Here is a 24,194-nt window from a genome sequence, read left to right as displayed (position 1 = left end):
AAGTGGTTCTGCGCTGTGAAAACTATACTTTAGTATACGTTGTTTATTTAACAAATATAAACAATTAACAACGTCATAGAATGCCCAAAATTTACAACGCTGTTGTTGTTGTTTTTATTTAGATTTTAATAAGACATAATGTGTCTTTTCGATATTTACAACACAGCATCGGTACAACACCTGGTGCAAATATGTTTCTTTTGTCAACAAAACAACTGTCAAACAATGTATGACAAGGAAGTGAGCGTTCTTGCCGACTCAATTCCTGTTGTTTTACAAGTATTTGTGTGCGATCGCCCTGAGTCAAGTGAGAAGACGTTGAACGGCGGCTAGAGTAAGCGGCTCTCCCCTTTCTCCAACGAAAACGTAGACATTTTGTGGAGCGCAAAGTTGTTTGAGTTTTGATAAAGCTTCAATTTCGTCTGGTGGCAGGGGGTGGGCTCTGTCATCACTGCCTTTTTTACGGGTACTTCCCAACTTTTCTAAATATTTTTTAAGGAATTAACGGTTACAACAATAAATCTGCTATTGTAAATTGCCGCTGACGGTCTAATTCTTGAAGCCGCATTTTTTCAGCGTAGAAAGCTTGATAATAGGATTGCCATTTTTCCGGCTCTACCTCAGGATCGGTGCGATCGAAAAGTTCTCGGAAGTAGCGGTAGCGCTTTTCTCTCATCACGGCTTCTATAGAGGCGGTCGCTGCCTGAATTAATTTCTCATGACGGAAGAAAATTTCTTTCTGAGTTTTTTCATTTAAATGAAATAAGTGAGCAACTAATTCTATTTCTTCAGGAAATTCCAGACATCTATCTTGTATTGTTGATAACAAATTTTGCTCTATTTCAGATGGAACTTCTAAAACCTGTTGCCATAAAAACCGATGATGGGAAAGGCTAAATTGTAAATCTCGCTCATCTAGTACTGTAGCGATCGCTTGACGATATTGTGGATAGTGTAAGTAAATTCGCAGTAACAAAGACTCTGCTTGTTCTAGAAGAATTTGTTCTGGTTTTGAAGCAGTAGAAACGTTGTCCTGAGTGTCTGTACTTTCTTGTAGATATGATTCTTGTCTTTGCCTGTATTGCGGGTTGCGTAATAGAGGTTTTACTGATTTTTTGGTAGATGAAGAAGGAATTTGAGACAGCAGGTTTTCTACTCTCAGCGGTACTAATCTGGCATCCCCTTGAGCTAGAATTTCCGCACAATAGGAAACATAATGATTTAATGTATCGCTATTACCGATATTCTTTAGTAATTTTACAAATTGTTGCGAAACCTGCTGAAAATCAGTCGCTTTTTTTAAGTCGCGGTCTTTGATAATTTGCTGAATTTGCCAATCAAGCCAAAGGGGTGCATTTGCTAGCAGCTGTTTGTAGTCCTCCGGGCTGCTTTTAAGTAAGTATTCATCAGCATCTTTACCATCAGGAATATTAAGAATCTTTAGCTGCACTTCGCCGGTGTATGCCAGTTCTGCAATTTCCCCAATTGCTTTTTCTGCGGCATTTGTTCCCGCTGCATCAGCATCAAAGTTGAGAATTAATTGTTTGGATTCCGTATAGCGCAAACAAGCGCGGACTTGTTCCATGCTTAAGGCTGTGCCGAGGGAAGCGACAACGTTAGTGATACCAGCAGCATGGAGGGCAATGGCATCAAAATACCCCTCTACAACCACAACGCGATCGCACTGGGAAATCGAGGCTTTGGCTTTGTCAAGGGCAAATAAAGTTTTCCCCTTGAGAAAAACTTCTGTTTCTGGGGAATTGAGGTACTTTGGTTGGTCATCTCCTAAAGTTCTGCCCCCAAAACCAATGACACGCCCGAGGACGTCGCAGATGGGAATCATCACGCGATCGCGAAACACATCATAATAACCGCTTGATTCTTTACGCGGTTTAATCAAACCTGCTTTTTCTACCAGTTGTACCGGGTAATTTTTATCGTTCACCAAATAACGGTAAACAGTTTCCCAACCAGCAGGGGCATATCCAAAACCAAAATGCTGAATAGTTTCTTCTTTCAGTTGGCGTTTGGATTGCAGATAGTGCATTGCTGCCTCGCCACTATACTTGAGAGCGTGCTGATAAAACTGCGCTGCTACCGCCAGAACTTCATACAGCTGCTCGCGCAAAGAAACCTGACGCTGTAATTCTTGCCATTGTTCGGGTTCTTGAGTCTTAACTGGCACTTGGTAACGGCGTGCTAAATCGAGCACCACTTCAGCAAAAGAACGCTTTTCCAAGTCCATCAGGAACTTAATGGCATTTCCCCCAGCTTGGCAGCCAAAACAGTAGTACATTTGCTTAGTCTGGCTGACGGTAAAGCTGGGACTTTTTTCTGAGTGGAAAGGACACAAACCTACATAATCTTTCCCGCGCTTCCGTAGAACGACGTGTTCTGAGACGACATCGTAAATATCAGCTCTATGCTTAACTTCGTCAATGGTATCTGGATGCAGGCGGGGGATGTGCATTGAGAAATAGTTAGTGGTTAGTGGTTAGTGGTTAGTGGTTGACTAATAACAATTAACTACTAACCACTAACTCCTGTATGGATATTATATTCATTGGTGCAAAACCGCGCTTAGTACAAAAACAAATTATCGTTATATAGGAAAATAGCTAAATATGGGACGTATTTTTATTTCAGCAGCTCACGGAGGCAAAGAAGCAGGAGGCATAGATCCCGGTTCAATTGCCGGTGGTACCAATGAAGCAAAAGAGATGATTCTCCTGCGAGATTTGATTGTTTCCGAACTAAGGGCACGTAGCTTTGAAGTTTTCGTGGTTCCCGATGACTTAAGTGCTCAGCAAACCATAACCTGGATAAATTCCCGTGCTCGTCAAAAAGATGTTGCCTTAGAAATTCATGCTGATGCAGCGAGCAATCCTTCTGTCCGTGGCGCTAGTGTTTTCTATATTACTAACAATGAAGACCGCAAGAGCCATGCCGAACTACTGCTTGTAGGGCTGCTGCGTCGTGTTCCCCAATTGCCTAACAGGGGAGTCAAATCAGATGCAACATCGGGTATGGGCAGTTTAACATTCTGTCGGCAAACATCTGTTCCTTCTTTGTTAATGCAAGTTGGCTTTCTCTCCAGCCCTGACGATCGCACTTTGCTGCAAACTCGCCGTCGTGACTTCGCTTTGGGAATTGCTGATGGGCTTGCATCTTGGAGTCGAGCTATTGACTCTGGTTCTGATGGTGCTCAAGTGACCTATCCATCTATCAACATCAACATCAACGGGCAAAATTATTCAGAGCAAGGAATACTGATTAACGGTAATGCTTATATTCCCATTGATTTAGTAGACCGTTTGCGGATTGATTTATCTAAAGCATCTAATGTCCGCCGCTTAAGCTATCGCCGAGTCGTGTATGTAAAAGCTGTTGAACTCCGGGAGTTTAATATTTCTGTCTCTTGGGATGCTAGTAATCGTACTCTATCTTTGCGCTCAATTTTACAAATTTGCCCCGGTCAAATTGACAGGATTATGTCACATGGTAATGCCTCGGAAGTGCAATTACAGCTATTTCTAAGAAATAATAACGACAATGCTATAGTACAGTTTCCCGACCTTCCAAAACTCTATCGAGAAGAAGCAACTATTGAGGGGGTAAATTATGATATTGCTTTCTGCCAAATGTGTTTGGAAACAGAATTTTTACGGTTTGGTGATGATATCAGACCCGAACAAAATAATTTTGCCGGTTTAGGTACTATTGGCGGAGGTGCAGAAGCAGCATCTTTTGAGAGTGCTAGAATTGGTGTGTTCGTTCCCGAACGAGCTCGTAAATCATTTCATCAATTTGTTGTAGCAGACGTACAACGCGACCCCAAGGACTCCAAGAACCTAAATCTTTCTGTAAAAATTGCAGAAATAAAGCTGCGAACATGAGGGGGGAATCCATAGAGTCCAGGAGTGAGGCAAGTAACCGTCGGATTTCTTCCAAACGCGGTCCCTCATCAAAGCCAAATACCACCCGCAAGATGACGCGCAAGGTGATTTCTTGCATCGACACATGAATACTAAAGGGCTTGCCAATCTCCCAAGAGTTGCTAACCTGCTGCGTAATTTCCCCGATAGTTTCACCGTAAGCCCGCATACGTTCACCATGAAAGGGAGGGGCTAACAGTTGGCGTTGGCGCTGGTGGGAATTGCCATCAAGTAAAAGTAGGGAATTCGCTCCCACCATAAATTTTAAAATCGTATTTCCCTTGCCAGCTTCTAACTGATTGGAATCAGCAGTAAAAATTTGTTGCAGTGCTTGGGGGTGACTGAAGTACACCTTGTGGGAATCATCTTGACCCCAGATGGTAAAGTTATCGCCATAGATTTTTGCAAAATCTTCCACGTATTCCAGTGGCTGAAAAATAAATTTCATCCACCGCAGAAAGACAGGCATTTTGGGACCATCTGGCAATTCACTAGTTGCTTTCATATGATACTTGGCTGGTGCTGTACAAAGGTTAGGCATTGCCTATGAAAATATGGTGGGCAGTGCCCACCCTGAGTTTTATGGGGTTTAAAGTCGCGAGGTTAAAAACCTCGGAGTCTCAACTTACGGTTCAGCCTCCGACAATACTGTCCCAGTAAGAAACTCAATCCAACAAATCCCATACCAATCAGCCCTGCAGTTGAGTTTGGTTCCGGAACGGATTTAGGCGTTTGTACGGAAAACTTCAGGACAGCTTTACCCTTAAACGGCGCTGTCAAATCCGTACTGGTCAATCTATCGTTTTGGGTAAAAGTTATCTGCCCAGTTGCACCCTTAAATATGCCTTCGCCACCAGTGAGGGTTATAGTTCCACCACCTTGTACTGTTCCATTGACAAAGTCAAATTGGGCTTGGTCGTTGGCAGTTCCATATAACTCATTGCTACCGCCAAAGTATCTGTCGCCTAGAACTGGTTGACCTTCTAATCCAAAGGTGGATGCATCTGCATTGAAATAGGAAATATTTGTGGTGGGGTCAAATCGACCGTAAGTATTGCTGAGGAAGTTACTCAGACCATATGGGGCGTCAGCACTTTCTCCTGTGATAGTTGCCCTAGTAATACCTAAATCTGGTCGGAAGGAGGGGTCAATGGTGACGACTGTATCGTAAGTGGTGCTAAACTCGTAAGTTGTTTGTGCGTTAACTCTTGTTGTAGTTAGTCCGACACTAACTAAGGTGACGGTTGCTGAAACTAACCCTAAAGCGTATGAACGTGAAATCATTGGCATCCCTTCTTTTACAAACTTGGATAAATATTGACAAAAATAAATTGACTGCTAAATAAATTGATACAAAATTGATACAAAATAAAGTTAACTGGTGATTTGTCATTGGCCATTGGTCATTTGTCTTAAGCAAAAAACAAATAACTAATGACTTTCAACACAGTTATATTTAATTCTTTTCTCAAGACGTAGGGTGGACACTGCCCACTAGCAAAGAACGTGCGGCGCAACCCTACATACAAAAATTGGTAATTTGAGAGCGGAAAAGGAGTAAGCTCTGGAGAGAAAGTCAACGCACTGCCTTCTCAATTTATTGACAGGGTTTACTTTATACTTCATACTTAATCCTTCATCCTTTGGTTGCCTCAATTCAAAACTTTTGCTACTTCTTATATAGAAAGGTTGTTTGGGGTTGGAGAAACGCAAGACTCATGATTTTCATCCTTCTTGAAAAGTGCGATCGCGAATCAAGAAATATAGAACGCGTTCCGATAGCTTTTACCTGTATAGCTGCGCTCTCAATCACCAAGTACAAGATACAAGCTTGATATTACAATGTTGAGAAGATTTACTTAGCTTAACCAAGTATCATCTCCTGTATAAACCTTTACGATAAAACTATAAGATATGTGAATTATAGAATGAATGAACAATTTTTTGATATATTTGTTAGTTCTTTAGCTATCTTTGACGTCTCAGGAAGAAAAATAGACAAAGGTAAGACATATGAATCTGTGTGATTTTATGGTTTCCTATATATTAGAGATAGTTGTTAAAAAATATTAAATCTGTAGGTGCATGACATTCAAATGCAGCGCTCTATGCATCATTCGTCATTTTAAACTTATCTAAGCGTCAAAGGATTTACACCAAATCATGCATAAAACTGTCGTTCTCAACGTAGTCGGATTATCACCCAGCCTATTGGAATATACTCCATTTTTATCAAAATGGGCTGCTTCTGGGAAAGCTGTTCCGATTGCCCCCGTATTACCAGCTGTCACTTGTACGGCCCAAGCAACCTATCTCACTGGAAAAATGCCCGATGAACATGGCATTGTTGCCAATGGATGGTATTTTCGTGACGATTGCGAAATCAAGTTTTGGAGACAATCAAATAAACTTGTTCAAGCACCCAAGGTCTGGGATATGGCCCGTTCTATAGATTCATCCTTTACCTGCGCCAATTTGTTCTGGTGGTACAATATGTACTCCACAGTGGACTATGCAATTACTCCTCGCCCCATGTATCCGGCGGATGGTAGAAAAATTCCTGATATTTACACATATCCACAAGAATGGCGTTCAGCACTTCAAACTGAATTTGGTCAGTTTCCCCTCTTTCATTTCTGGGGTCCCAACACCTCCATTCGTTGTAGTGAGTGGATAGCCTCTTCAGCTAAGTGGGTGGAACAAAAGTGCAACCCCACATTAACGCTCATTTATTTGCCTCATTTGGATTACTGCTTGCAAAAATTCGGTCCGCAAGACAATAGAACCATTAAGGATCTCCAAGAAATTGATGCGGTTTGTGGCGATTTGATTCAATACTATGAGAATCGAGGCGCTCAAGTTATTGTTCTGTCAGAATATGGTATTACACCCGTGTCTCAACCCGTCCACCTGAATCGGGTACTTCGGGAACAAGGCTGGCTAAGCGTGCGAGAAGAACTGGGGCGAGAACTGCTCGATCCTGGAGCAAGTAAAGCATTTGCTGTTGCTGACCATCAAATTGCTCATGTTTATGTTAACGACCCATTTTATCTACCTAAAGTTAGAGCACTGTTAGAAGCAATAGACGGTGTTGCTTCTGTTTTGGGTGATGAAGAAAAGTCAGTCTACCATCTCAATCATTCCAGAGCGGGAGAGTTAGTGGCGATTGCTCAACCAAACTCTTGGTTTAGTTACTACTACTGGCTAGATGACAATCTTGCTCCCGATTTTGCCAAAACAGTAGATATCCATCGCAAACCTGGTTACGATCCTGTAGAACTTTTCCTCGATCCTCAAATTAAGCTTCCCAAACTTAAGATTGGCATAAAACTGCTAAAAAAACAGCTTGGTTTTCGTTACTTAATGGATGTTATTCCTTTAGATGCATTGTTAGTGCGTGGGTCTCATGGTTGTACAACTGTCGCTCCAAAATATATGCCATTGTTCATAACTCAACAAACTCAATTGCTGGAGCCCGAATCAATAGAGGCAAGGGATGTTTGCCACCTCATTCTCCGACATCTTCATTAAGACATAGTAGATTTTAGCATAGATATAATATATACTGATAAAGTAGTGTAAATACCTAATCAAAAACCGCCATCACACAATATGACTCAAGCAGGAAAAAATTTCTAACTCATGGTGGAAGAGGGAATCACCTTCAGCCACTGTCTGGGCTTTCACTGAGAGCCGAAAGTAAAGAGCAAAAAAATTGACACATCTTACGAAAAAATGTTCATGTATCATTCCTTAACATTTAGTAGGCTAAACTCATACCAAGTAGCGTTCATTTATAAGTTTTTACAAGGTTTTGGCTGTTGACAGCAGACTGTTAGCGGTCAGAAGTCATCAGTCTAGCCTCTTACCTGTAGGCACGCTGGTATGGTATCAGAACATGATTTCCCTGCTAGTTTGTCTTTGACAATATGTGTAATCACGTTCAAGAAGGGCGACAGCATCCTTACAAATAAGTTCAATACCTCATATTTAGTTGCCCCGAATCGTATCATTCATGAATTGTCTAACTATGGTAATTCACGGTTAGCGATCGCGTATACTCTGTGCTTTAATGTCAGCTTTATCTATCTAGCACTCTGACTTAGTTTAAGTTGCGGTGTCTGCAGTCAACGGCAGCACCCATTAGATGCGATTAAATACCCCCTCAAAATTAAAAACATTGCCCATGATTGTTGATTCTCACTCATACAAAACTCTTGGCGGTATAGGTGTATCTCGCTCCATCACTGAAGTAAAGATGGACACAGCCCTGGCCGATATTTCGTTTAAGATGGACTCCCAGCGTGGAGGTTTGTTGAATAGCAGCTATGAATACCCAGGGCGGTATAAACGATGGGCGATTGGGTTTGTGAATCCACCATTAGAACTGACAACACGGGAGAGAGCTTTCACGCTGAGAGCGCTGAACAATCGAGGCAAGGTGCTTCTACCGATACTGTTAGTGCGCCTTTCCGCACATACTCAACTTCAGGAAGTCAACCTGGATGGCGACTATATTACTGGTTATGTAAAGCCGACAATGCAATTGTTTGCAGAAGAAGAGCGCAGTAAACAACCTTCTGCATTCACCGTTATTCGTGAAATTCTTTATATATTCTCTAGCAATGAGGACGAGCATCTGGGGTTGTATGGTGCCTTTGGCTACGACTTGTTATTTCAGTTTGAGCCAATTCCAAAGCGTCTGGAGCGTCCTGTAGACCAACGGGATATAGTGCTGTACCTGCCCGATGAATTGGTTGTTGTAGACTACTACCTGCAACGTGCCTATCGAGTTTGTTATGAATTTGAAACAGCGCAAGGCAGTACCCACAACCTTCCACGCACAGGTGAGTCTATTGACTATAAGGGAAAGTGCCTTGTTCCAGCAAAAGCTTCTGACCATTCACCCGGAGAGTATGCAAGCCAGGTAGAAGTAGCACTAGATTACTTCCGCCGTGGAGACTTGTTTGAAGTGGTTCCTTCCCAAAGCTTTTTTGAATCGTGCAACCAGCCACCCAGCCAACTTTTCCAAACCCTACAGCAAATAAACCCCAGCCCCTATGGTTTTATTTTCAATCTGGGCGGGGAGTATATAATTGGAGCTTCTCCAGAAATGTTTGTCCGGGTTGAAGGCAGAAGAGTAGAAACTTGCCCGATCAGTGGTACTATTAGCCGGGGACAAGATGCCCTGGATGATGCCGAACAAATTCGTCAACTTCTGAACTCAGGTAAGGAAGAAGCAGAGTTGACCATGTGTACTGATGTAGACCGTAATGATAAATCCAGAATTTGCGAACCGGGCTCAGTACAAGTGATCGGTCGTCGTCAAATAGAATTGTACAGCCACCTAATCCATACAGTGGATCACGTTGAGGGATTGCTGCGAGAGGAGTTTGATGCTCTAGATGCATTTCTTACTCATACCTGGGCAGTGACGGTGACAGGCGCACCCAAGCGCTCGGCAATGCAGTTTCTAGAAAAGCACGAACGCAGTGCCAGACGCTGGTATGGTGGAGCAGTGGGCTACCTCAACTTTAATGGTAATCTCAATACTGGATTAATTCTCAGAACAATCAGGCTGCAAGATTCAATTGCTGAAGTAAGAGTCGGTGCTACTGTTCTGTATGACTCCTTGCCATCAGCAGAAGAACAAGAGACAATGACAAAAGCTGCAGCGTTATTTGAAACAATTCGTCGTGCAAATCAAGGAATTACAACGAGCAACTGCAGACCAGAAAAATTGAGCAACTGTGTTCCAGATGTCGAGCCAGGGAAGCGTATTTTGCTTATCGACTATGAAGACTCATTTGTTCATACATTAGCAAACTACATTCGTCAAACTGGAGCAACAGTTACTACCCTACGTCATGGTTTCTCGGAATCCTTGTTTGACACTGCACGTCCGGACTTAGTTGTCTTATCTCCCGGTCCTGGCAAACCCAGTGATTTTAACGTTCCAGAAACTGTTCGCAGTTGTGTACGTCGCAATATCCCTTTGTTCGGAGTCTGTCTGGGATTGCAAGGTATTGTTGAAGCTTTTGGAGGACAACTAGGAGTTCTTCACTATCCCCAACACGGTAAGTCCTCACGTATTCTTGTGAGTGAATCTGAGTCAGTTCTCTTCAAAGGCTTACCGCAATCCTTTTCAGTGGGTAGATATCATTCATTGTTTGCCTTACCACAAAAGTTGCCAGCAGAATTGAAGGTAACAGCTATTTCAGACGACGAAGTGATTATGGCACTTGAGCATCAGTCACTTCCCATAGCTGCCGTACAATTCCACCCAGAATCCATCATGACTCTGTCAGGAGAAGTTGGGCTGGCAATCATCAAGAACGTAGTCCGTGCATATACTCAAATAAAAGAGTCATTAGTCATTAGTCACTAGTCATTAGCAAGGAGTCAGAAGTGGCGAATGAGGAATGGTCTTTTCCCTCACTCCCCCACTCCCTCACTCCCTCACTCCCCCACTCCCCCACTCCCCTCCAATCATCTCTTACAGACTTTATGAGCTACTCATCTGTTAGTTCTGGTGTCCGTCCTCGCCACATACTTGAAGAAATTGTGTGGCATAAAAGGCAAGAAGTTGCACAAATGCGGCAAGAAATGCGCTTGGCTTTACTGCAACAACAGTTAAATGCTGCTCCTGTAGTCAGAAATTTCTTAACGGCTTTGCAGCAAAACCCTCATGTACCCAGTCTGATTGCAGAGGTTAAAAAAGCCTCGCCCAGTCGCGGGGTGCTTCGAGCTGACTTCGAGCCCGTGGCGATCGCCACCGCTTACGAGCGAGGTGGAGCAGCTTGTTTATCCGTTCTCACTGACTCTAAGTTCTTTCAGGGTAGCTTTGATAACCTGCGTGCTATTAGGCAAAAAGTAGCATTGCCGTTACTGTGTAAAGAATTTATCATTGACATCTACCAAATTTACTATGCACGGGTTGCAGGTGCAGATGCTGTACTTTTGATAGCAGCTATCTTGACAGATGAAGAAATTCAGGATTTTGCACGCGTTATCCACGATCTAGGGATGAAAACTCTAGTAGAAGTCCACACCTTGGCTGAACTGGATAGAGTCCTCAAATTAGACAATATACGCTTAATCGGTATCAACAATCGCAATCTAGAAGACTTCACAGTAGATATCAAAACAACGCAAGAACTTTCACTCATTAGGCGATCGCAGTTGCAAAGCTACGGCATCACTCTTGTTAGCGAGTCTGGCTTGTATACACCTGCAGATCTGGCTAAAGTAGCTCAAGCAGGTGCTCGTGCGGTTTTGGTGGGAGAATCTTTAGTGAAACAAGCCGATTTAGAGCAGGCAGTAAAAAGCTTACTTAATGTAGGTTGATTGTTAGTAGTTAGTAGTTAGTAAGAAATGCAACTAAGCACTAACCACCAACCACTAACCATCAACGACTAACCACCAACGACTAACCAATAACCATATATTAGGTGCATTAATCACATGGCTTCTATTTCTGAACGTTTTCAATCTTTAAGAGATCGCAATCAATGCGCTTTAATTCCTTTTGTGACAGCAGGAGATCCAGACCTGGAAACAACAAAGGAAGCTCTGCGCGTATTAGACCGTAATGGTGCTGATTTTATTGAGTTAGGTGTTCCTTATTCCGATCCCCTTGCTGATGGTCCTGTCATTCAAGCAGCTGCCACTCGTGCTTTGTCTAAAGGAACTAAGCTCGAACAGGTGCTAGAGATAATTGCAGAAGTTAGCCCCAGCCTGCAAGCTCTTATTATTCTATTTACTTACTACAATCCAATTTTAAATCAGGGTGTTAAATCGTTTTTAGCGCAAATTGCAAGTGTTGGAGTTAGAGGGTTGGTTGTTCCAGACTTACCTCTAGAAGAAGCAGAAGAGCTGATTAACGTGGCTGCTGAATTTGGAATAGAAGTTATTTTGCTTGTGGCTCCTACAAGTTCCAAAGAAAGAATTGAGGCGATAGCAAGAGCTTCACGCGGATTTATTTACCTTGTGAGCGTCACTGGTGTGACAGGTGTACGTTCTGGGTTACAAGATCGTGTGAAGACTTTGCTGGGATCGATGCGAAGTGTAACCGATAAACCAATTGGTGTTGGCTTTGGTATTTCAGGAGCGGAACAGGCACGTCAGGTGAAAGAATGGGGCGCAGATGCCGTTATTGTTGGTAGCGCTTTTGTTAAACGGTTAGCCACTGGTAGCCCAGAAGAAGGGCTCCAAGCCATTGAAGAACTTTGCCAAGAACTAAAAGCAGCGATCTCAGCTGCATCGCTAGTTGCTAATTGCTAATGGCTAATTAGTCAGCAATTACTAACCACTAACCACTAACTACTAACCATTAATAAATAAGGAGTTTTTACCAGTGGTAAGCATTTCAGATAGAAACAATAAAGTTGCATCTGTTACCGCAGTTCCTGACTCTTTGGGAAGGTTTGGACGGTTTGGAGGTAAATACGTCCCTGAAACCCTAATGCCTGCTTTAAGTGAACTAGAAGCAGCCGCCGAGCAATATCGCAATGACCCAAGTTTCCAAGCAGAGTTAAACGAACTACTACATGACTATGTAGGACGTCCCAGTCCTTTGTATTTTGCTGAACGTCTGACTGCACACTATGCTAGACCTGATGGCACAGGACCACAGATCTATTTAAAACGTGAAGATTTAAATCATACAGGTGCTCATAAAATTAAGAGCAATAACAAATGAAAAATGACAAATGACAAATGACTAAATCCTATGAATCTAATTCGCGTAAATCGTCCCCAATTAACACGCCGCCAATTCCTAAAAGTTTCTGGAGTATCCAGTATCGGTTTTCTTTTAGGAGGTTGTGGTACACCCTTATTTGAAGATGTTGTAGGTAAACTTTCTGAACCGTTGAATCAGAAAGTTGAAGGCTTAATATTTAATCCGCAAAAGCCGGTACCAGAATTTTCTCCTAGTGAGATTCAACCAGAAGCATTATTAGTCAATAGCTTTAGGTTTACTCCAGTTATTGACCAAGCAAAGTTCCGCTTAATTGTTGATGGTGAAGTGAACAATCCTCTCAGCCTGAGCATGACGGATATTCAATCTTTGCCTTTAACTTCTATGATTATTCGCCATGTTTGTGTAGAAGGTTGGGCAGCGATCGTGCAATGGGCAGGTATTCGTTTGCGAGAAATTATTGCCCTTGCTCAGCCTCAGTCAAATGTCCGATATGCTTACTTCAAATCAGCTGATGGTTATTATTCTAGCTGGGATATTGCTTCAGCGTCCCATCCCCAAACTTTGTTAGCTTATCAAAAGAATGGTGAGGCTTTGCCAGTCGAAAACGGCGCACCTTTGCGGTTGGCTTCTCCAGTGAAACTTGGTTACAAGCAGAGTAAGTGGGTGACTCAAATTACGTTAGTTAGTCAGTTGTCGCTTTTTAAGGGGTATTGGGAAGACCAAGGTTATGAATGGTTTGCCGGGTTGTAGCGCCCCGGAGGCTTCTATCCTAGGACTACACGAACAAAGCTCGTCTGCATGGGGTATACAGCGGTTTTCAATTGCATCAATACAGTACTAATTTATTGTAGGATTTACTTCGTGAGGGTAGTTCCTTTGTTCTGAAAAACCTGCATAATTTTACTTTATATCCAAAAGCCAACTAAGAGAACAGCAAAGGCTTGGTAAAATTAGGCAAAAAAAGCAAATATGAACTTTTTTGATAAAATAAATGGGGCGATCGCACAAAATCAAAGTCTACTCTTTGTAGGGCTTGACCCTAATCCAGAAATGATGCCTGCTCGATACCAATCTCAAGATATCATGACTCGCCTGTGGGATTGGTTGCAATTTATCATTTCTGAAACTGTCGATAAAGTTTGTGCGTATAAGCCTACACTAGGCTTTTATGAAGCTTTGGGGATTCCCGGTTTAGAATTGCTCCACAAAACTCTAGAAATTATCCCCACCCACATTCCTATTATCCTAGATGCCAAACACAGTGACTTGAACACAAGTAGTATCTTTGCCCATACTGTGTTTGCAGAATGGAATGTTGATGCCATCACTTTGAGCCCTTATGCCGGACAAGACCATGTTGCACCGTTTTTAGTTTACCCGGACAAAGCTGCTTTTATTCTGTGCTGTACTTCCAACCCTGCTGCTATGAAGTTACAGCAATACCCTACAGATGAATCACCTTTTTATTTACAGGTGGTTAAGGAATCCAAAAACTGGGGAACTCCAGAACAACTGGGTTTGGAGGTGGGAACCACAAAGCCTGAAGTGTTAGCGCGGATTCGTGCAGCTGCTCCCGAACGTATTATTATAACTCGTAGTATCTGGGCAGAAGAAAACAACCTCAACCAAATTTTAGCCGCAGGTCTCAATGCAAACGGAGATGGTTTGTTGATTCCAGTTCCCCAAGATATGTTGGCACGGGAAGATTTATCAAATCAAGCCCTGTCTTTACAAAAGGAAGTCAATCAAGCAAAAACTGAAAGCAACCTGAATGCTTCTAGTTGTTCTATCTGGTTACCTGATGTCAGTTTGCTCAATCGCCATCCCCTACAAGATTTGATTTTGCAACTTTATGATATTGGCTGCATTATGTTTGGCAACTACGTACAAGCTTCGGGTGCCTCATTTCCTTATTACATAGATTTACGCACAATCATTTCCAATCCTCAAGTTTTTAATCTAGTTCTCAATGCTTATGAGGATATTTTAAAAACACTAAAATTTGATAGAGTCGCAGGTATTCCCTACGGTTCTTTACCTACAGCAACTGGTTTAGCTCTACGTCTCCATTGTCCCATGATTTTTCCCCGTAAAGAGGTAAAAGCACACGGGACTCGAAGGTTAATTGAAGGTGAGTTTTATCCCGGCGAGACGGTTGTCGTTGTTGATGATATTCTTATCAGTGGCAAAAGTGCAATCGAAGGAGCCGAAAAATTAAAATCTGCGGGGCTAAACATCAACGATATTGTGGTCTTTATCAATCACGAACAGGGCGTTATGGACAGACTGCAAAAAAGTGGTTACCGAGGTCATGCAGTTTTAACAATATCGGAAATTACAGAAACCCTGTACAAAGTTGGACGTATTAATCAGGAGCAATTGTTAGCTTTGAATGCCACAGAGTAGGTTTGTAGTTGCGCTTTAGCGCCATTCATCTTGCAAGATACCGCTGGGGGTGTGAATAAGTTCATACCCTCCTTTATAACTAAAGGGGGTAGCTTTTTTAGTATTATTAACATACTTAATACTATTAACAGGCATTGCTAAACCTATAGATTTTACTGAAAAGAATATGACTGTTTCACTTCAAAAATTACTACAATTGCTAGTTTTGACACTCATATTTCCCCTAATCTTCCTCAATGGATGGTTGGCGTTTCAATTATTTCAATATTTCCAACCTCTTGTTACAACTCTGATTTTGGCAACTTTACTAGCCTTCATTTTAAATTACCCTGTTTCTATTCTTGAAAAACGAAAAATTAAACGTAATTATGCAGTTGCGGTAGTTTTTATAGTGACTTTAGTCATTTTAGTAGCTTTCGGTTTAACATTGGTTCCTATTATCGCACAGCAATTTCATGAGATGGCTAAATTACTTCCAGATTGGATAAATTCTAGCAAGCAACAATTAAAAATCTTAAATAATTGGACAGTGAGCCACGGTTTCAGATTTAATTTTAATCAAATTTTTAATCAAGTAACAAATAGTTTGCCTAAGGAATTAGAGTATTTTGCAGATAAACTTTTTAGCTTTGTTATAGAAACAATTGATAGTATCTCTGAAAGTTTAATTACTGTAGTTATTACTTTTTATCTTTTATTAGATGGTAAAAGAATTTGGGAGGGAATATTTAAGAAGTTACCTTTGAGTTTTAGCCAACAGTTGCAAAAGTCTGTTCAGCAAAATTTCCAAAATTATTTAATTGGTCAGATCGCTTTGGCTTTACTGATGGGGGTTTCACTGACCGTAGTATTTTTACTTCTGAACGTTCCATTTGCTCTGCTGTTTGGTTTGGGAGTTGGAATTTTAAGCTTAATACCTTTTGGTGATGTTGCCAGTCTTGCCATAGTAATTTTAATCATAGCGTCACACAACTTTTGGCTAGCAGTTAGGGTTCTAGCTGTCGCTGTGGTTGTTGACCAGTTGATAGACCAAGCGATCGCTCCCCGTCTCTTAGGTAGTTTTACTGGGCTGAGACCAATATGGGTATTAATCTCTTTACTAGTAGGAACATATATTGGTGGAGTCCTGGGGTTATTAATTGCTGTTCCTGTAGCTGGCGTCATTAAAGATGCTGTTGATGGTTGGTCTTTGATATCTGATTATTCTCAGAATTCTGTTGAAGGTAAAGAATTAGCAGAAATCAAGGAGCCAACACTTTAAGAATAGTTAGTGGTTGGTAGTTACTGGTTAGTAGTCTTCCACTAACCACCAACCACTAACATCAAAAAGCAATCTATCATAGAAGTCGCTGTACCTCCAGGATTGCCTAATTAATAAAAATCCTATGGATCTCAATCACCTACTGATTTGGTTAGTGTGTTTATCATGTGTTTCAACCATGATAAATGCAGCGCTTATCTCTGTTGACAACAATCGTGGCTGGATTTTCGTCTCAGGGCTCATTTTGGTTGTTACAGCAGTCACTGCCCGCTTTCAACTCCCTATAGCTGGCTGGGTTGGTGGATGTCTGTGGGTAATTTTAGTGGTAGCACCCAATATTGGTAACAGAAAAGTTGACCGACTTACTACGCAACAACGTTTCGGTCAAGCCAGGAAGTTGGCTAAATTAATTTTTCCGCTACATCCAGCGGATGGTTGGCGCGAGCGACCAGAATTGTTACGTGCTCTAGAATTGGTTCAGAATGGGGACATAGCTAAAGCGACTGCAATTCTAGAAAGTTACAAAAACTCTAAAACACCCACAGGTCGATCTGCGATCGCAACACTATACCAAATTGAAGCTCGTTGGGAAGATCTGCTGATATGGATACAAAATAATCTGTCACCAGAAACATTGCGCCAAGATATTGATATCCTGAATTGCTACCTCAGAGCACTAGGAGAGACTGGCAACTTAAATGGTATGCTTCTAGCTTGGCAGCAATACGAACGTACTCTTGAGAAAACACTCAATCTCAGAACAAGGAACGTAGCACGTCTGTTTGTGTTTGCCTTCTGCGGTCAAACAAAATATGTCACAAGACTACTCAGCGGTCCACTTGTCAACTATTCTGACACCATCAAACTCTTTTGGTTGGCAACAGCTGACCAAGCGGCTGGGAAAGACACCATAGCCCGCGAGCAGTTCTTAAGTATAAGTGATAACAGCGATATTCGCATCCGCAATGCAGTCGCAAATCGTTTGTCAAAGCCTGTCGTGACTGCTGAAACAGTTTTAACTGAGAGAACCAAAGCGATTCTATTGAGTATCAGTACTGAAATGGAATCTGAGGCTACATATCACGGTACAATCAGCCTGAAGCCACGCAAAGCAATTGCCACATACCTGATTATCGGTTTGAATTTGTTTGTCTTTGCTCTTGAAGTGAGACTTGGGGGAAGTACCGACCTTGATAATTTATACCGTTTAGGTGCATTAGTTCCAAAAGAAGTCGTTGCAGGAAATTGGTGGCGTTTGTTAGCGGCTGCCTTTCTTCACTATGGATACTTGCACCTCTTATTCAATATGCTAGGTCTTTATTTGTTTGGTCGTTTGGTGGAATTTGCCCTTGGAGTCCCTCGATTTCTCCTGTTGTATTTTACAAGTGCGATCGGTTCAATGTTGGCTGTTACCTTTATGTCAGTTAAAGGTTATTCTCAGGCAAACTTTGCAGTTGGTGCCTCTGGATGCGTGATGGGTCTTATTGGCGCTTTTGCCGCTATTTTGTTACTCGACTGGCAAAGGAAAAAAACTCGCATTGCTGCTAGAAGTTTGCGAGGAATTGTAACATTAATTATCCTGCAAGCCATTTTCGATCTAAATACACCACAGATTAGTTTTGTTGGGCATACTTCCGGATTAATTGTTGGATTTGTTGTGGGGTTTCTTTTAAAGAATAACTGGTGGGGTAGAGGTTGAGCGAATTGTCTTCGTACATTGGCAAAATTCTTTTTTTCAATTACTCGTAGTATCAATGTTAAAAATTCAGTTAATTAATTTAATTAACTATTAGGGTCTCTACTATTATTTTGGAATTTTTTTATGCCAAATACTTCTAAACCCGTACAATTAGAAAATGCTATTGTGGCTTCTGCCAAACCAGGTACTTATCTGCCTAATGTATTACCTGAATGGATGAATAAACTAGGTTTCATACCTAGAGATATAATTGTTAGCTCCAATAGAATTGGAACTAAAAGCACAACTAACAAAACTGATGTTATCATCAAACTTAAAAACTCACCATCTCTCAAGATATCAGCAAAGTTAAGTAATGCAGACTATTTTGGTAATTGGTATGGGCATAAAAGATTTGTTGAGGAGTTTGGCGATAATGCTTTTGTAAAAATGACAGCTAAAGTTACGTCATGGGCAAATGATTGGGCTTATAGTCCAAACGCAAATCTCTTTGTAGGAGTTAGCATTTGTTTTGGATATAGAACTGGTAATACAGCCATTCCTTTTTTGGAAGTTTTTAATAATGTGGCAGAACTGATTAAAATTGTAGCAGGATTTGGGGAAGGAGAGGGCACTGCAAATTGTTTATATATTTCTGACGAACAACCATCAACCGTTAGAGATTTGATAGATAAACTTTTACCTATAGATTCTCAAGCGATCGTAGCACAAAGTGAGAAGATTAAAGTCATTTGCAGACCTGTCAATCCCATGACAGAAAGAAGTAATAGAGGTAAAAATGTTTACACAAAATTTCATCCCCATGAACGTTTACCTAATTTGATAACTGTACAAAAATTAAAAGACTTAATGACATTAGGTAAATTTACAGAGATTGAACCTAATAAAATTAACCACAACCATATTTTGAAAACATTAAAGGAAGATTATAATATTGAAATTCCTTGCAAGTAGACAGCATATTGGTCAATTCTAACTAAATACTAGGCTAAGTTGAGTAAACTCCTCTTTTTGAGGTTGCTTACTCTTTTCTTGCTTTTTCTCAAATAAATCTGTATAGATAGCTTGTGCTATGGCATAACTAAAATTTACAGGTACAGCATTGCCTATCATTTTGTAACCAGCAGTTAGGTCTTTATAGTGAAAAATAAAGTCATCAGGAAAAGTTTGAATTCTTGCACATTCTCTTACTGATAACCTTCTATATGGTTGTGGTGAATTCGGATCGAAAATCCACCGATCTTTTCCTACATGAATCATTTTATTTGCTTGTGGATGTATCGGTGCATGACGACCACCAGCCTGAATAGTAAAAGATGGCTCATCCCAAGACCGTACTCTGTTACGTGACATATACATACTGGAAAAACCACCAGTCATGTATTCATGGTTTGGTACTAAGCAAGACTGTCCATTTGTTTTGCTCTTGTCTTGAGCCGCAAGCGCGGATTCACGTAAATCCCAAATTGTTTCTTTTAAAGTGGGTATATGGGAAGCTTGCTTTAGCAAACTAAAATTAAAACGTTTTTTACAATTTACATGATAACCAATCAAAATGACACGCTTTCTGTCTTGGGGAACGTTATAACGTATAGCATTTAGTAGCTTAAATGATACGACATAACCAGCTTCTTCAAATGCAGCAATGATATTCTTTAATGCACAGGAGTGCTTCTTATGAAGCATTCCCGGAACATTCTCAGCTAGGAAAAATAAAGGTTGCTTATCTTTCAGAATCCGTACATACTCTAAAAACAACTTGCCGCGCTCATCATTAATTCCTCGCTGGCTACCTGCTTCACTCCAGCTTTGACACGGTGGGCCTCCTATAATACCAACACAATCAGGAATTTCTTTTGAGGATATTTCTCGAATGTCTCCCTTATCAAGAACTGTATCTAGATGGTTTTTCTCATAAGTCTCCCAGATATCTTTGTCGTATTCATTAGCCCATACAACATTAAAACCTGCCTTGCGGAAACCTAAGTCTAGACCTCCACAGCCTGAAAATAGAGCGACTATTTCTTGTTTCATGGCAACTCTAGCTAAAACAAACCACTAAATTAAACATAAGATGTGTAGTGTCAGAAACCCGATTTCTTAAAAAAAGCGAGTTTCTACATTTTACGTTTTTTATGTTGACCTAATTACTCTTCTGGTAAATAAATAGAAAACCTTGTAAAAATACGATCTCCTTGTTTTCGGTAGCTTAAAAATACCCGCATAACAGACATCAATAATTCTGGGTTTTCACAAAATTTATCATGAGCTTCTTCAGTAAAATCTAAATCCCCTTGTCCAATCGATTCATCTATTTCAACTAATATATCTTTTTCATCTAACCCGATTGATTCTAGGGAATTAACCAGTGTTTCCAGTTTTTCGTAATCCATACGGCTAAAAGTTTCTTAGGGTTTTTGGTGCGGTGCTTTTTTTATTTAATTAGCTAATTAGCTAGATGTCAAGGTAGCTCATTAGCTAAGTTATACTGTGGGTTAAACACACTTGAAATCAAGATGGCACCTACACAACGAAAACCCGTTTACATTCAGCCAGAACACCATGACATTCTCAGGCGGATTGCTTATGAACAGAACTGCAATCTTTCAGATGTATTGGACGCAGTCTTAGAGCAAGTAGACTGGAACAAGGTTGCAAAGCAGGCAAGTACTAAACCAACGCAAAGGGCTATGGAAAGAGGAGGACGGTACAAAACTGGATCTGAAAGCGCTTAGTCAACCCGTGTTAATAGAAAATTACATAAAAAATTCCCTGGTATCGCTACCAGGGTAAAGATTTATTACCATTTCACCAAATGTTTACCTTGACAAACCTCTAACACTCCTTGCGCTAGGCACGGGGAAGAGGGTGTTTAAATGTTACCAGAAAAGGGTGAAGTATAAAGGATAAAGGTTTTTCACACTTCATCCTTTACACTTCATCTTTCAATTAGCCAAGATTTGCGAGTAACAACTCTCGTTGCTCTGACTTCTGTACTGTCACTTGACCGTCGTCGTCAACATCTACAATAGCTGTGTCGCCTTCTGCGATCGCACCGGAAAGCATTGCCTCTGCCAGAGAATCCTCTAACAGGCGCATAATAGCCCGACGTAATGGTCTAGCACCATAGCTGGGGTCATAGCCTTCCTGTATAACACGCTCTTTGAAGCGATCGCTCACTTCGAGATTGATTCCTTTTTCAGTCAAGCGGCTAGCAACTTCGCGCAACATGATGTCGGCAATTTGCTTGATTTCGTCTTTCTTCAACTGAGTGAAGACGATAATCTCATCAAGACGGTTGAGGAACTCCGGACGGAAGAAAGATTTTAATTCCTCGTTCACTAAACTACGGATGCGGTTGTAGCTTGCTTCAGCTGCATCGTCCGCAAACTGGAAGCCCAAACCACCGCCACCTTTCTTAATCACCTTGGAACCAATGGGCTGAGGTGTTGGGTTTAGAACAAGTTGGAATTCACGACAACTTCTTTGACATCGGCGGACATTCTCTCAACGGAACTCAAGTGATTTCGCGGATCGGAAAAGCCTTGTCAGTCGAACTTCCCCAACGCGGTTTGTTTGAAGCACCCACCATCGCTGAACTCAGCGAACTGATTGAGGCTAGCCATCAGACAGACTTGAAAGTGCTTTCTCATGCAATCGAGCCAATACCCAGAACCGGAGAACTTCCTCTATCCTTTGCTCAACAGAGGCTTTGGTTTCTCGATCAACTAGACAAGAACAATCCAACTTACAACATTTCAGCTGCTGTACTTTTAACGGGGACGCTCCACTCGGTAGCATTGGAGCAAGCTGTAGCAGAAATTGTCAAACGTCACGAAAGTTTACGTACTACTTTTTCGATAATCAATGGGTCTCCAGTCCAAGTCATAGCACCTACCGTAACTACGGCTGTCCCCGTGCTGGATTTGCAGTCACTGTCGGGAGAAGAACGGTCTCATGAAGTACAACGTTTAGCTATTGAGGAAGCACGGCGACCTTTTGAATTAGGAAATGGACCATTGCTGCGAGTGACTTTGTTAAATCTAGCACAAAAAGAGAATGTGCTGTTGGTAACAATGCATCACATCGTCTCTGATGGTTGGTCGATGGGGATTTTTCTCCGAGAACTGTCCGTACTTTATGAAACTTTTTGTATAGAAGCCCCTTCACCCTTACCCGAACTTCCCATCCAGTATGCCGATTTTGCTGTTTGGCAACGTCAGTGGTTGAGTGAGGAATTATTAGAAACTCAACTCAATTATTGGAAAAAACAACTTGCTGGAATACATAGTTTAAAATTACCTACCAAGCAACTAGAAAATTCTGTCCAATCTTATTCAGGAGCAAGGCAATCTCTAGAACTATCAAAGAATCTGACTGACGAGCTTCAAACATTAAGTCGTCGGGAAGGGGTTACCCAGTTTATGACCTTAGTAGCGGCATTTAACGTTTTGTTGCATTATTACAGTTGTCAAGATGACATTGTCATTGGCACTGATTTAGCTAACCGCAACCGAACCGAAACTGAGGGAATTATCGGCTTTTTTATCAACCAACTTGTATTGCGTACTGACTTGTCTTGTAATCCCACTTTTAGAGAGTTGCTGGCGCGGGTTCGAGAAGTTGCATTGGAAGCTTACGCTCACCAAGATTTACCATTTGAAAAGCTGGTATCAGCCCTAAAACCAGAGCGGGATTTGAATCGTACACCACTATTTCAAACAAAATTCGTCCTTCAGAATGCCCCGATGCCAGCCCTAGAACTTTCGGGTCTTACTCTGAGCCTTCTAGAAGTTGACAACAAAACAGCAAAGTTCGATTTACTCCTAACAATGTGGAACACAGAGAAAGGATTATCTGGAATCTTAGAGTACACAACAAATCTGTTTGATAGTACTACTATTGCCCAGATGTTAGAAAATTTTGAAACTATTCTCTACACTCTTGTTGCACAGCCCGATATCCACTTAAGTGCTTTTGTACAAGTACTTGAAGAAGCAAACAGGCAGAGACAAGCCATCAAACAAAAAGAATTCCAAGAGGCTCGTCGGAGGAAATTAAAAAATGTTAAACCAAAGCTAATTGATGTAGCTAACTTGGAGGCAGAAGCAGAACTATGACAAGTCAAGATCTTTCCAAAAGCAATCTCAACAATTCGTGGGCTACGAGAAAGAAAACGTTTCAACCAAAAGCTATCAATTTATCTCAAGAAAACTTAATTGAAGTGTCTTATCTTCAACCAGGGGAAATGTTACCTCTGGTCATTCAACCTAAATTAGAGGATTTCAACCTGAAGGATTGGATTGAAAACGATCTAGAATTTGTAGAAACAAATTTGTTAAAGCACGGAGGTATATTATTTAGGGGCTTCAAGGTAAATACACAAGTTCATTTCGAGCAGTTTATCAGTTCTGTTTGTTCGCAGTTAATGCCTTATATGGAAGGAGCAACACCGCGTACTAAGTTAAGCAACACAGTTTATACGTCCACCGAATTTCCTCCAGACCAAACCATCGCTTTACACAATGAATTGTCATATGTCATTACTTGGCCTATGAAGATATGGTTTTTCTGCGTCCAACCTGCCACTCAAGGAGGAGAAACACCGATTGCTGATGTTCGGAAAGTTTACCAACGCATTCACCCTCGGATTAAAGAACGGTTTAGTGAAAAGGGATGGATGTTAGTCCGAAACTTTGGTTATGGATTTGGTCCCTCTTGGCAAGCCGCTTTCCACATAACAGACACAACTCTTTTGGCAGAATACTGCCATAATGCTAGCATTGATTTCGAGTGGAAAGATAGCCAACACCTGAGAACTCGCTCTTGTCGTCCGGCGATCGCAAAGCACCCAAAGACAGGCGAAATGCTTTGGTTCAATCATATTGCGTTTTGGCACGTATCAAGTTTAGAACTAAAACTACGTGAAACTCTTTTGGCAGAGTTCTCGGAAGAAGAGCTTCCTTACAATACCTATTACGGTGATGGTTCTCCGATTGAAGCTTCAGTGATAGAGGAAATTCGGGAAGCTTATTTACAAGAAACTGTGGTTTTCCCTTGGCAAGAAGGAGACATATTAATGTTAGATAATATGTTAGTGGCTCATGGACGTAACCCTTATGTCGGGCAAAGAAAGATATTAGTGACGATGGGCGAACCGATGAGCCGCAGAAATATTTAACCCAATCA

Annotated in this window: 17 protein-coding genes and 3 pseudogenes; 14 read left to right on the top strand and 6 right to left on the bottom strand. The window is 41.3% G+C overall.

What is annotated here, in order from left to right:
* Window positions 1-508: 508 nt before the first annotated feature.
* Window positions 509-2,470 (bottom strand): DNA primase, encoded by a 1,962-nt coding sequence (gene dnaG / locus ACYRY3_RS12240; protein ID WP_460201942.1) that lies wholly within the window; start codon window positions 2,468-2,470, stop codon window positions 509-511.
* 154 nt (window positions 2,471-2,624) lie between these two features.
* Here dnaG and tftA point away from each other — a divergent pair, with 154 nt between their 5' ends.
* Window positions 2,625-3,896 carry a hormogonium tapered terminus morphoprotein TftA gene (tftA, locus tag ACYRY3_RS12235; protein ID WP_460201941.1) on the top strand — a complete coding sequence of 424 codons (1,272 nt, stop codon included), beginning with the start codon at window positions 2,625-2,627 and terminating at the stop codon, window positions 3,894-3,896.
* Here the strand turns inward: tftA and ACYRY3_RS12230 are convergent.
* Together ACYRY3_RS12230 and ACYRY3_RS12225 are read right to left on the bottom strand one after the other, a co-directional pair.
* A pseudogene (locus tag ACYRY3_RS12230) lies at window positions 3,823-4,383 on the bottom strand (cytochrome P450); the annotation flags it as partial. The gene tftA and the pseudogene ACYRY3_RS12230 overlap by 74 nt on opposite strands.
* Window positions 4,384-4,538: 155 nt before the next feature.
* Window positions 4,539-5,219: a hypothetical protein gene (locus tag ACYRY3_RS12225; protein ID WP_460201940.1), complete on the bottom strand. Its 681-nt coding sequence runs from the start codon at window positions 5,217-5,219 to the stop codon at window positions 4,539-4,541.
* A gap of 879 nt (window positions 5,220-6,098) precedes the next feature.
* On the opposite strand from ACYRY3_RS12225, the gene ACYRY3_RS12220 reads away from it, so the two are divergent.
* The 10 genes and pseudogenes from ACYRY3_RS12220 to ACYRY3_RS12175 all read left to right on the top strand — a co-directional run bounded on the left by ACYRY3_RS12220 (window position 6,099) and on the right by ACYRY3_RS12175 (window position 18,959).
* Window positions 6,099-7,466: an alkaline phosphatase family protein gene (locus tag ACYRY3_RS12220; RefSeq protein ID WP_460201939.1), complete on the top strand. Its 1,368-nt coding sequence runs from the start codon at window positions 6,099-6,101 to the stop codon at window positions 7,464-7,466.
* 655 nt (window positions 7,467-8,121) lie between these two features.
* Entirely contained in the window at window positions 8,122-10,323 is a 2,202-nt protein-coding gene (locus tag ACYRY3_RS12215) for an anthranilate synthase (RefSeq protein WP_460201938.1), read from the top strand.
* A gap of 119 nt (window positions 10,324-10,442) precedes the next feature.
* Window positions 10,443-11,282: an indole-3-glycerol phosphate synthase TrpC gene (gene trpC / locus ACYRY3_RS12210; RefSeq protein ID WP_460201975.1), complete on the top strand. Its 840-nt coding sequence runs from the start codon at window positions 10,443-10,445 to the stop codon at window positions 11,280-11,282.
* A 117-nt stretch (window positions 11,283-11,399) separates the two neighbouring features.
* Window positions 11,400-12,218, top strand: coding sequence for a tryptophan synthase subunit alpha (trpA, locus tag ACYRY3_RS12205; protein ID WP_460201937.1), 819 nt, complete (start codon window positions 11,400-11,402; stop codon window positions 12,216-12,218).
* Between the two features lie 73 nt (window positions 12,219-12,291).
* Window positions 12,292-12,624, top strand: a pseudogene (locus ACYRY3_RS12200) (tryptophan synthase subunit beta); the annotation flags it as partial.
* A gap of 42 nt (window positions 12,625-12,666) precedes the next feature.
* A complete protein-coding gene (locus ACYRY3_RS12195; protein ID WP_460201936.1) occupies window positions 12,667-13,389 on the top strand; it encodes a molybdopterin-dependent oxidoreductase in 723 nt (240 codons plus the stop codon).
* 219 nt (window positions 13,390-13,608) lie between these two features.
* The gene (locus ACYRY3_RS12190) at window positions 13,609-15,045 is read left to right on the top strand and encodes a bifunctional orotidine-5'-phosphate decarboxylase/orotate phosphoribosyltransferase (protein ID WP_460201935.1); all 1,437 of its coding nucleotides are present in this window, start codon (window positions 13,609-13,611) and stop codon (window positions 15,043-15,045) included.
* 166 nt (window positions 15,046-15,211) lie between these two features.
* Window positions 15,212-16,306 (top strand): AI-2E family transporter, encoded by a 1,095-nt coding sequence (locus tag ACYRY3_RS12185; RefSeq protein ID WP_460201934.1) that lies wholly within the window; start codon window positions 15,212-15,214, stop codon window positions 16,304-16,306.
* 178 nt (window positions 16,307-16,484) lie between these two features.
* Window positions 16,485-18,005: a rhomboid family intramembrane serine protease gene (locus ACYRY3_RS12180; protein WP_460201933.1), complete on the top strand. Its 1,521-nt coding sequence runs from the start codon at window positions 16,485-16,487 to the stop codon at window positions 18,003-18,005.
* Between the two features lie 123 nt (window positions 18,006-18,128).
* Entirely contained in the window at window positions 18,129-18,959 is an 831-nt protein-coding gene (locus tag ACYRY3_RS12175; protein ID WP_460201932.1) for a hypothetical protein, read from the top strand.
* Between the two features lie 18 nt (window positions 18,960-18,977).
* Here the strand turns inward: ACYRY3_RS12175 and ACYRY3_RS12170 are convergent, their stop codons facing one another.
* Both ACYRY3_RS12170 and ACYRY3_RS12165 read right to left on the bottom strand, forming a co-directional pair.
* On the bottom strand, window positions 18,978-20,039 hold the full coding sequence (locus ACYRY3_RS12170; RefSeq protein WP_460201931.1) for a DNA cytosine methyltransferase: 1,062 nt from the start codon (window positions 20,037-20,039) through the stop codon (window positions 18,978-18,980).
* 113 nt (window positions 20,040-20,152) lie between these two features.
* Window positions 20,153-20,398 carry a hypothetical protein gene (locus tag ACYRY3_RS12165; protein WP_460201930.1) on the bottom strand — a complete coding sequence of 82 codons (246 nt, stop codon included), beginning with the start codon at window positions 20,396-20,398 and terminating at the stop codon, window positions 20,153-20,155.
* A 123-nt stretch (window positions 20,399-20,521) separates the two neighbouring features.
* On the opposite strand from ACYRY3_RS12165, the gene ACYRY3_RS12160 reads away from it, so the two are divergent.
* The gene (locus ACYRY3_RS12160; RefSeq protein ID WP_460201929.1) at window positions 20,522-20,740 is read left to right on the top strand and encodes a hypothetical protein; all 219 of its coding nucleotides are present in this window, start codon (window positions 20,522-20,524) and stop codon (window positions 20,738-20,740) included.
* A 214-nt stretch (window positions 20,741-20,954) separates the two neighbouring features.
* On the opposite strand, the pseudogene ACYRY3_RS12155 reads toward ACYRY3_RS12160, so the two are convergent.
* Window positions 20,955-21,443 (bottom strand): annotated as a pseudogene (locus ACYRY3_RS12155) (ATP-dependent Clp protease ATP-binding subunit ClpC); the annotation flags it as partial.
* An 11-nt stretch (window positions 21,444-21,454) separates the two neighbouring features.
* On the opposite strand from ACYRY3_RS12155, the gene ACYRY3_RS12150 reads away from it, so the two are divergent.
* Together ACYRY3_RS12150 and ACYRY3_RS12145 are read left to right on the top strand one after the other, a co-directional pair.
* Window positions 21,455-23,125 carry a condensation domain-containing protein gene (locus ACYRY3_RS12150; RefSeq protein WP_460201928.1) on the top strand — a complete coding sequence of 557 codons (1,671 nt, stop codon included), beginning with the start codon at window positions 21,455-21,457 and terminating at the stop codon, window positions 23,123-23,125.
* Window positions 23,122-24,186, top strand: coding sequence for a TauD/TfdA family dioxygenase (locus tag ACYRY3_RS12145; protein WP_460201927.1), 1,065 nt, complete (start codon window positions 23,122-23,124; stop codon window positions 24,184-24,186). Before ACYRY3_RS12150 ends, ACYRY3_RS12145 begins: the two co-directional genes overlap by 4 nt.
* Window positions 24,187-24,194: the final 8 nt, after the last annotated feature.

It is taken from the genome of Scytonema sp. NUACC21 (assembly GCF_054684315.1).
This window is presented reverse-complemented; position numbering and strand designations above follow the sequence as displayed.

What these genes read in the sequence shown, in the direction of transcription:
- dnaG (WP_460201942.1), bottom strand. Translation starts at nt 2,470, where the DNA reads ATGCACATCCCCCGCCTGCATCCAGATACCATTGACGAAGTTAAGCAT.
- tftA (WP_460201941.1), top strand. Translation starts at nt 2,625, where the DNA reads ATGGGACGTATTTTTATTTCAGCAGCTCACGGAGGCAAAGAAGCAGGA.
- ACYRY3_RS12225 (WP_460201940.1), bottom strand. Translation starts at nt 5,219, where the DNA reads ATGATTTCACGTTCATACGCTTTAGGGTTAGTTTCAGCAACCGTCACC.
- ACYRY3_RS12220 (WP_460201939.1), top strand. Translation starts at nt 6,099, where the DNA reads ATGCATAAAACTGTCGTTCTCAACGTAGTCGGATTATCACCCAGCCTA.
- ACYRY3_RS12215 (WP_460201938.1), top strand. Translation starts at nt 8,122, where the DNA reads ATGATTGTTGATTCTCACTCATACAAAACTCTTGGCGGTATAGGTGTA.
- trpC (WP_460201975.1), top strand. Translation starts at nt 10,443, where the DNA reads ATGAGCTACTCATCTGTTAGTTCTGGTGTCCGTCCTCGCCACATACTT.
- trpA (WP_460201937.1), top strand. Translation starts at nt 11,400, where the DNA reads ATGGCTTCTATTTCTGAACGTTTTCAATCTTTAAGAGATCGCAATCAA.
- ACYRY3_RS12195 (WP_460201936.1), top strand. Translation starts at nt 12,667, where the DNA reads ATGAATCTAATTCGCGTAAATCGTCCCCAATTAACACGCCGCCAATTC.
- ACYRY3_RS12190 (WP_460201935.1), top strand. Translation starts at nt 13,609, where the DNA reads ATGAACTTTTTTGATAAAATAAATGGGGCGATCGCACAAAATCAAAGT.
- ACYRY3_RS12185 (WP_460201934.1), top strand. Translation starts at nt 15,212, where the DNA reads ATGACTGTTTCACTTCAAAAATTACTACAATTGCTAGTTTTGACACTC.
- ACYRY3_RS12180 (WP_460201933.1), top strand. Translation starts at nt 16,485, where the DNA reads ATGATAAATGCAGCGCTTATCTCTGTTGACAACAATCGTGGCTGGATT.
- ACYRY3_RS12175 (WP_460201932.1), top strand. Translation starts at nt 18,129, where the DNA reads ATGCCAAATACTTCTAAACCCGTACAATTAGAAAATGCTATTGTGGCT.
- ACYRY3_RS12170 (WP_460201931.1), bottom strand. Translation starts at nt 20,039, where the DNA reads ATGAAACAAGAAATAGTCGCTCTATTTTCAGGCTGTGGAGGTCTAGAC.
- ACYRY3_RS12165 (WP_460201930.1), bottom strand. Translation starts at nt 20,398, where the DNA reads ATGGATTACGAAAAACTGGAAACACTGGTTAATTCCCTAGAATCAATC.
- ACYRY3_RS12160 (WP_460201929.1), top strand. Translation starts at nt 20,522, where the DNA reads ATGGCACCTACACAACGAAAACCCGTTTACATTCAGCCAGAACACCAT.
- ACYRY3_RS12145 (WP_460201927.1), top strand. Translation starts at nt 23,122, where the DNA reads ATGACAAGTCAAGATCTTTCCAAAAGCAATCTCAACAATTCGTGGGCT.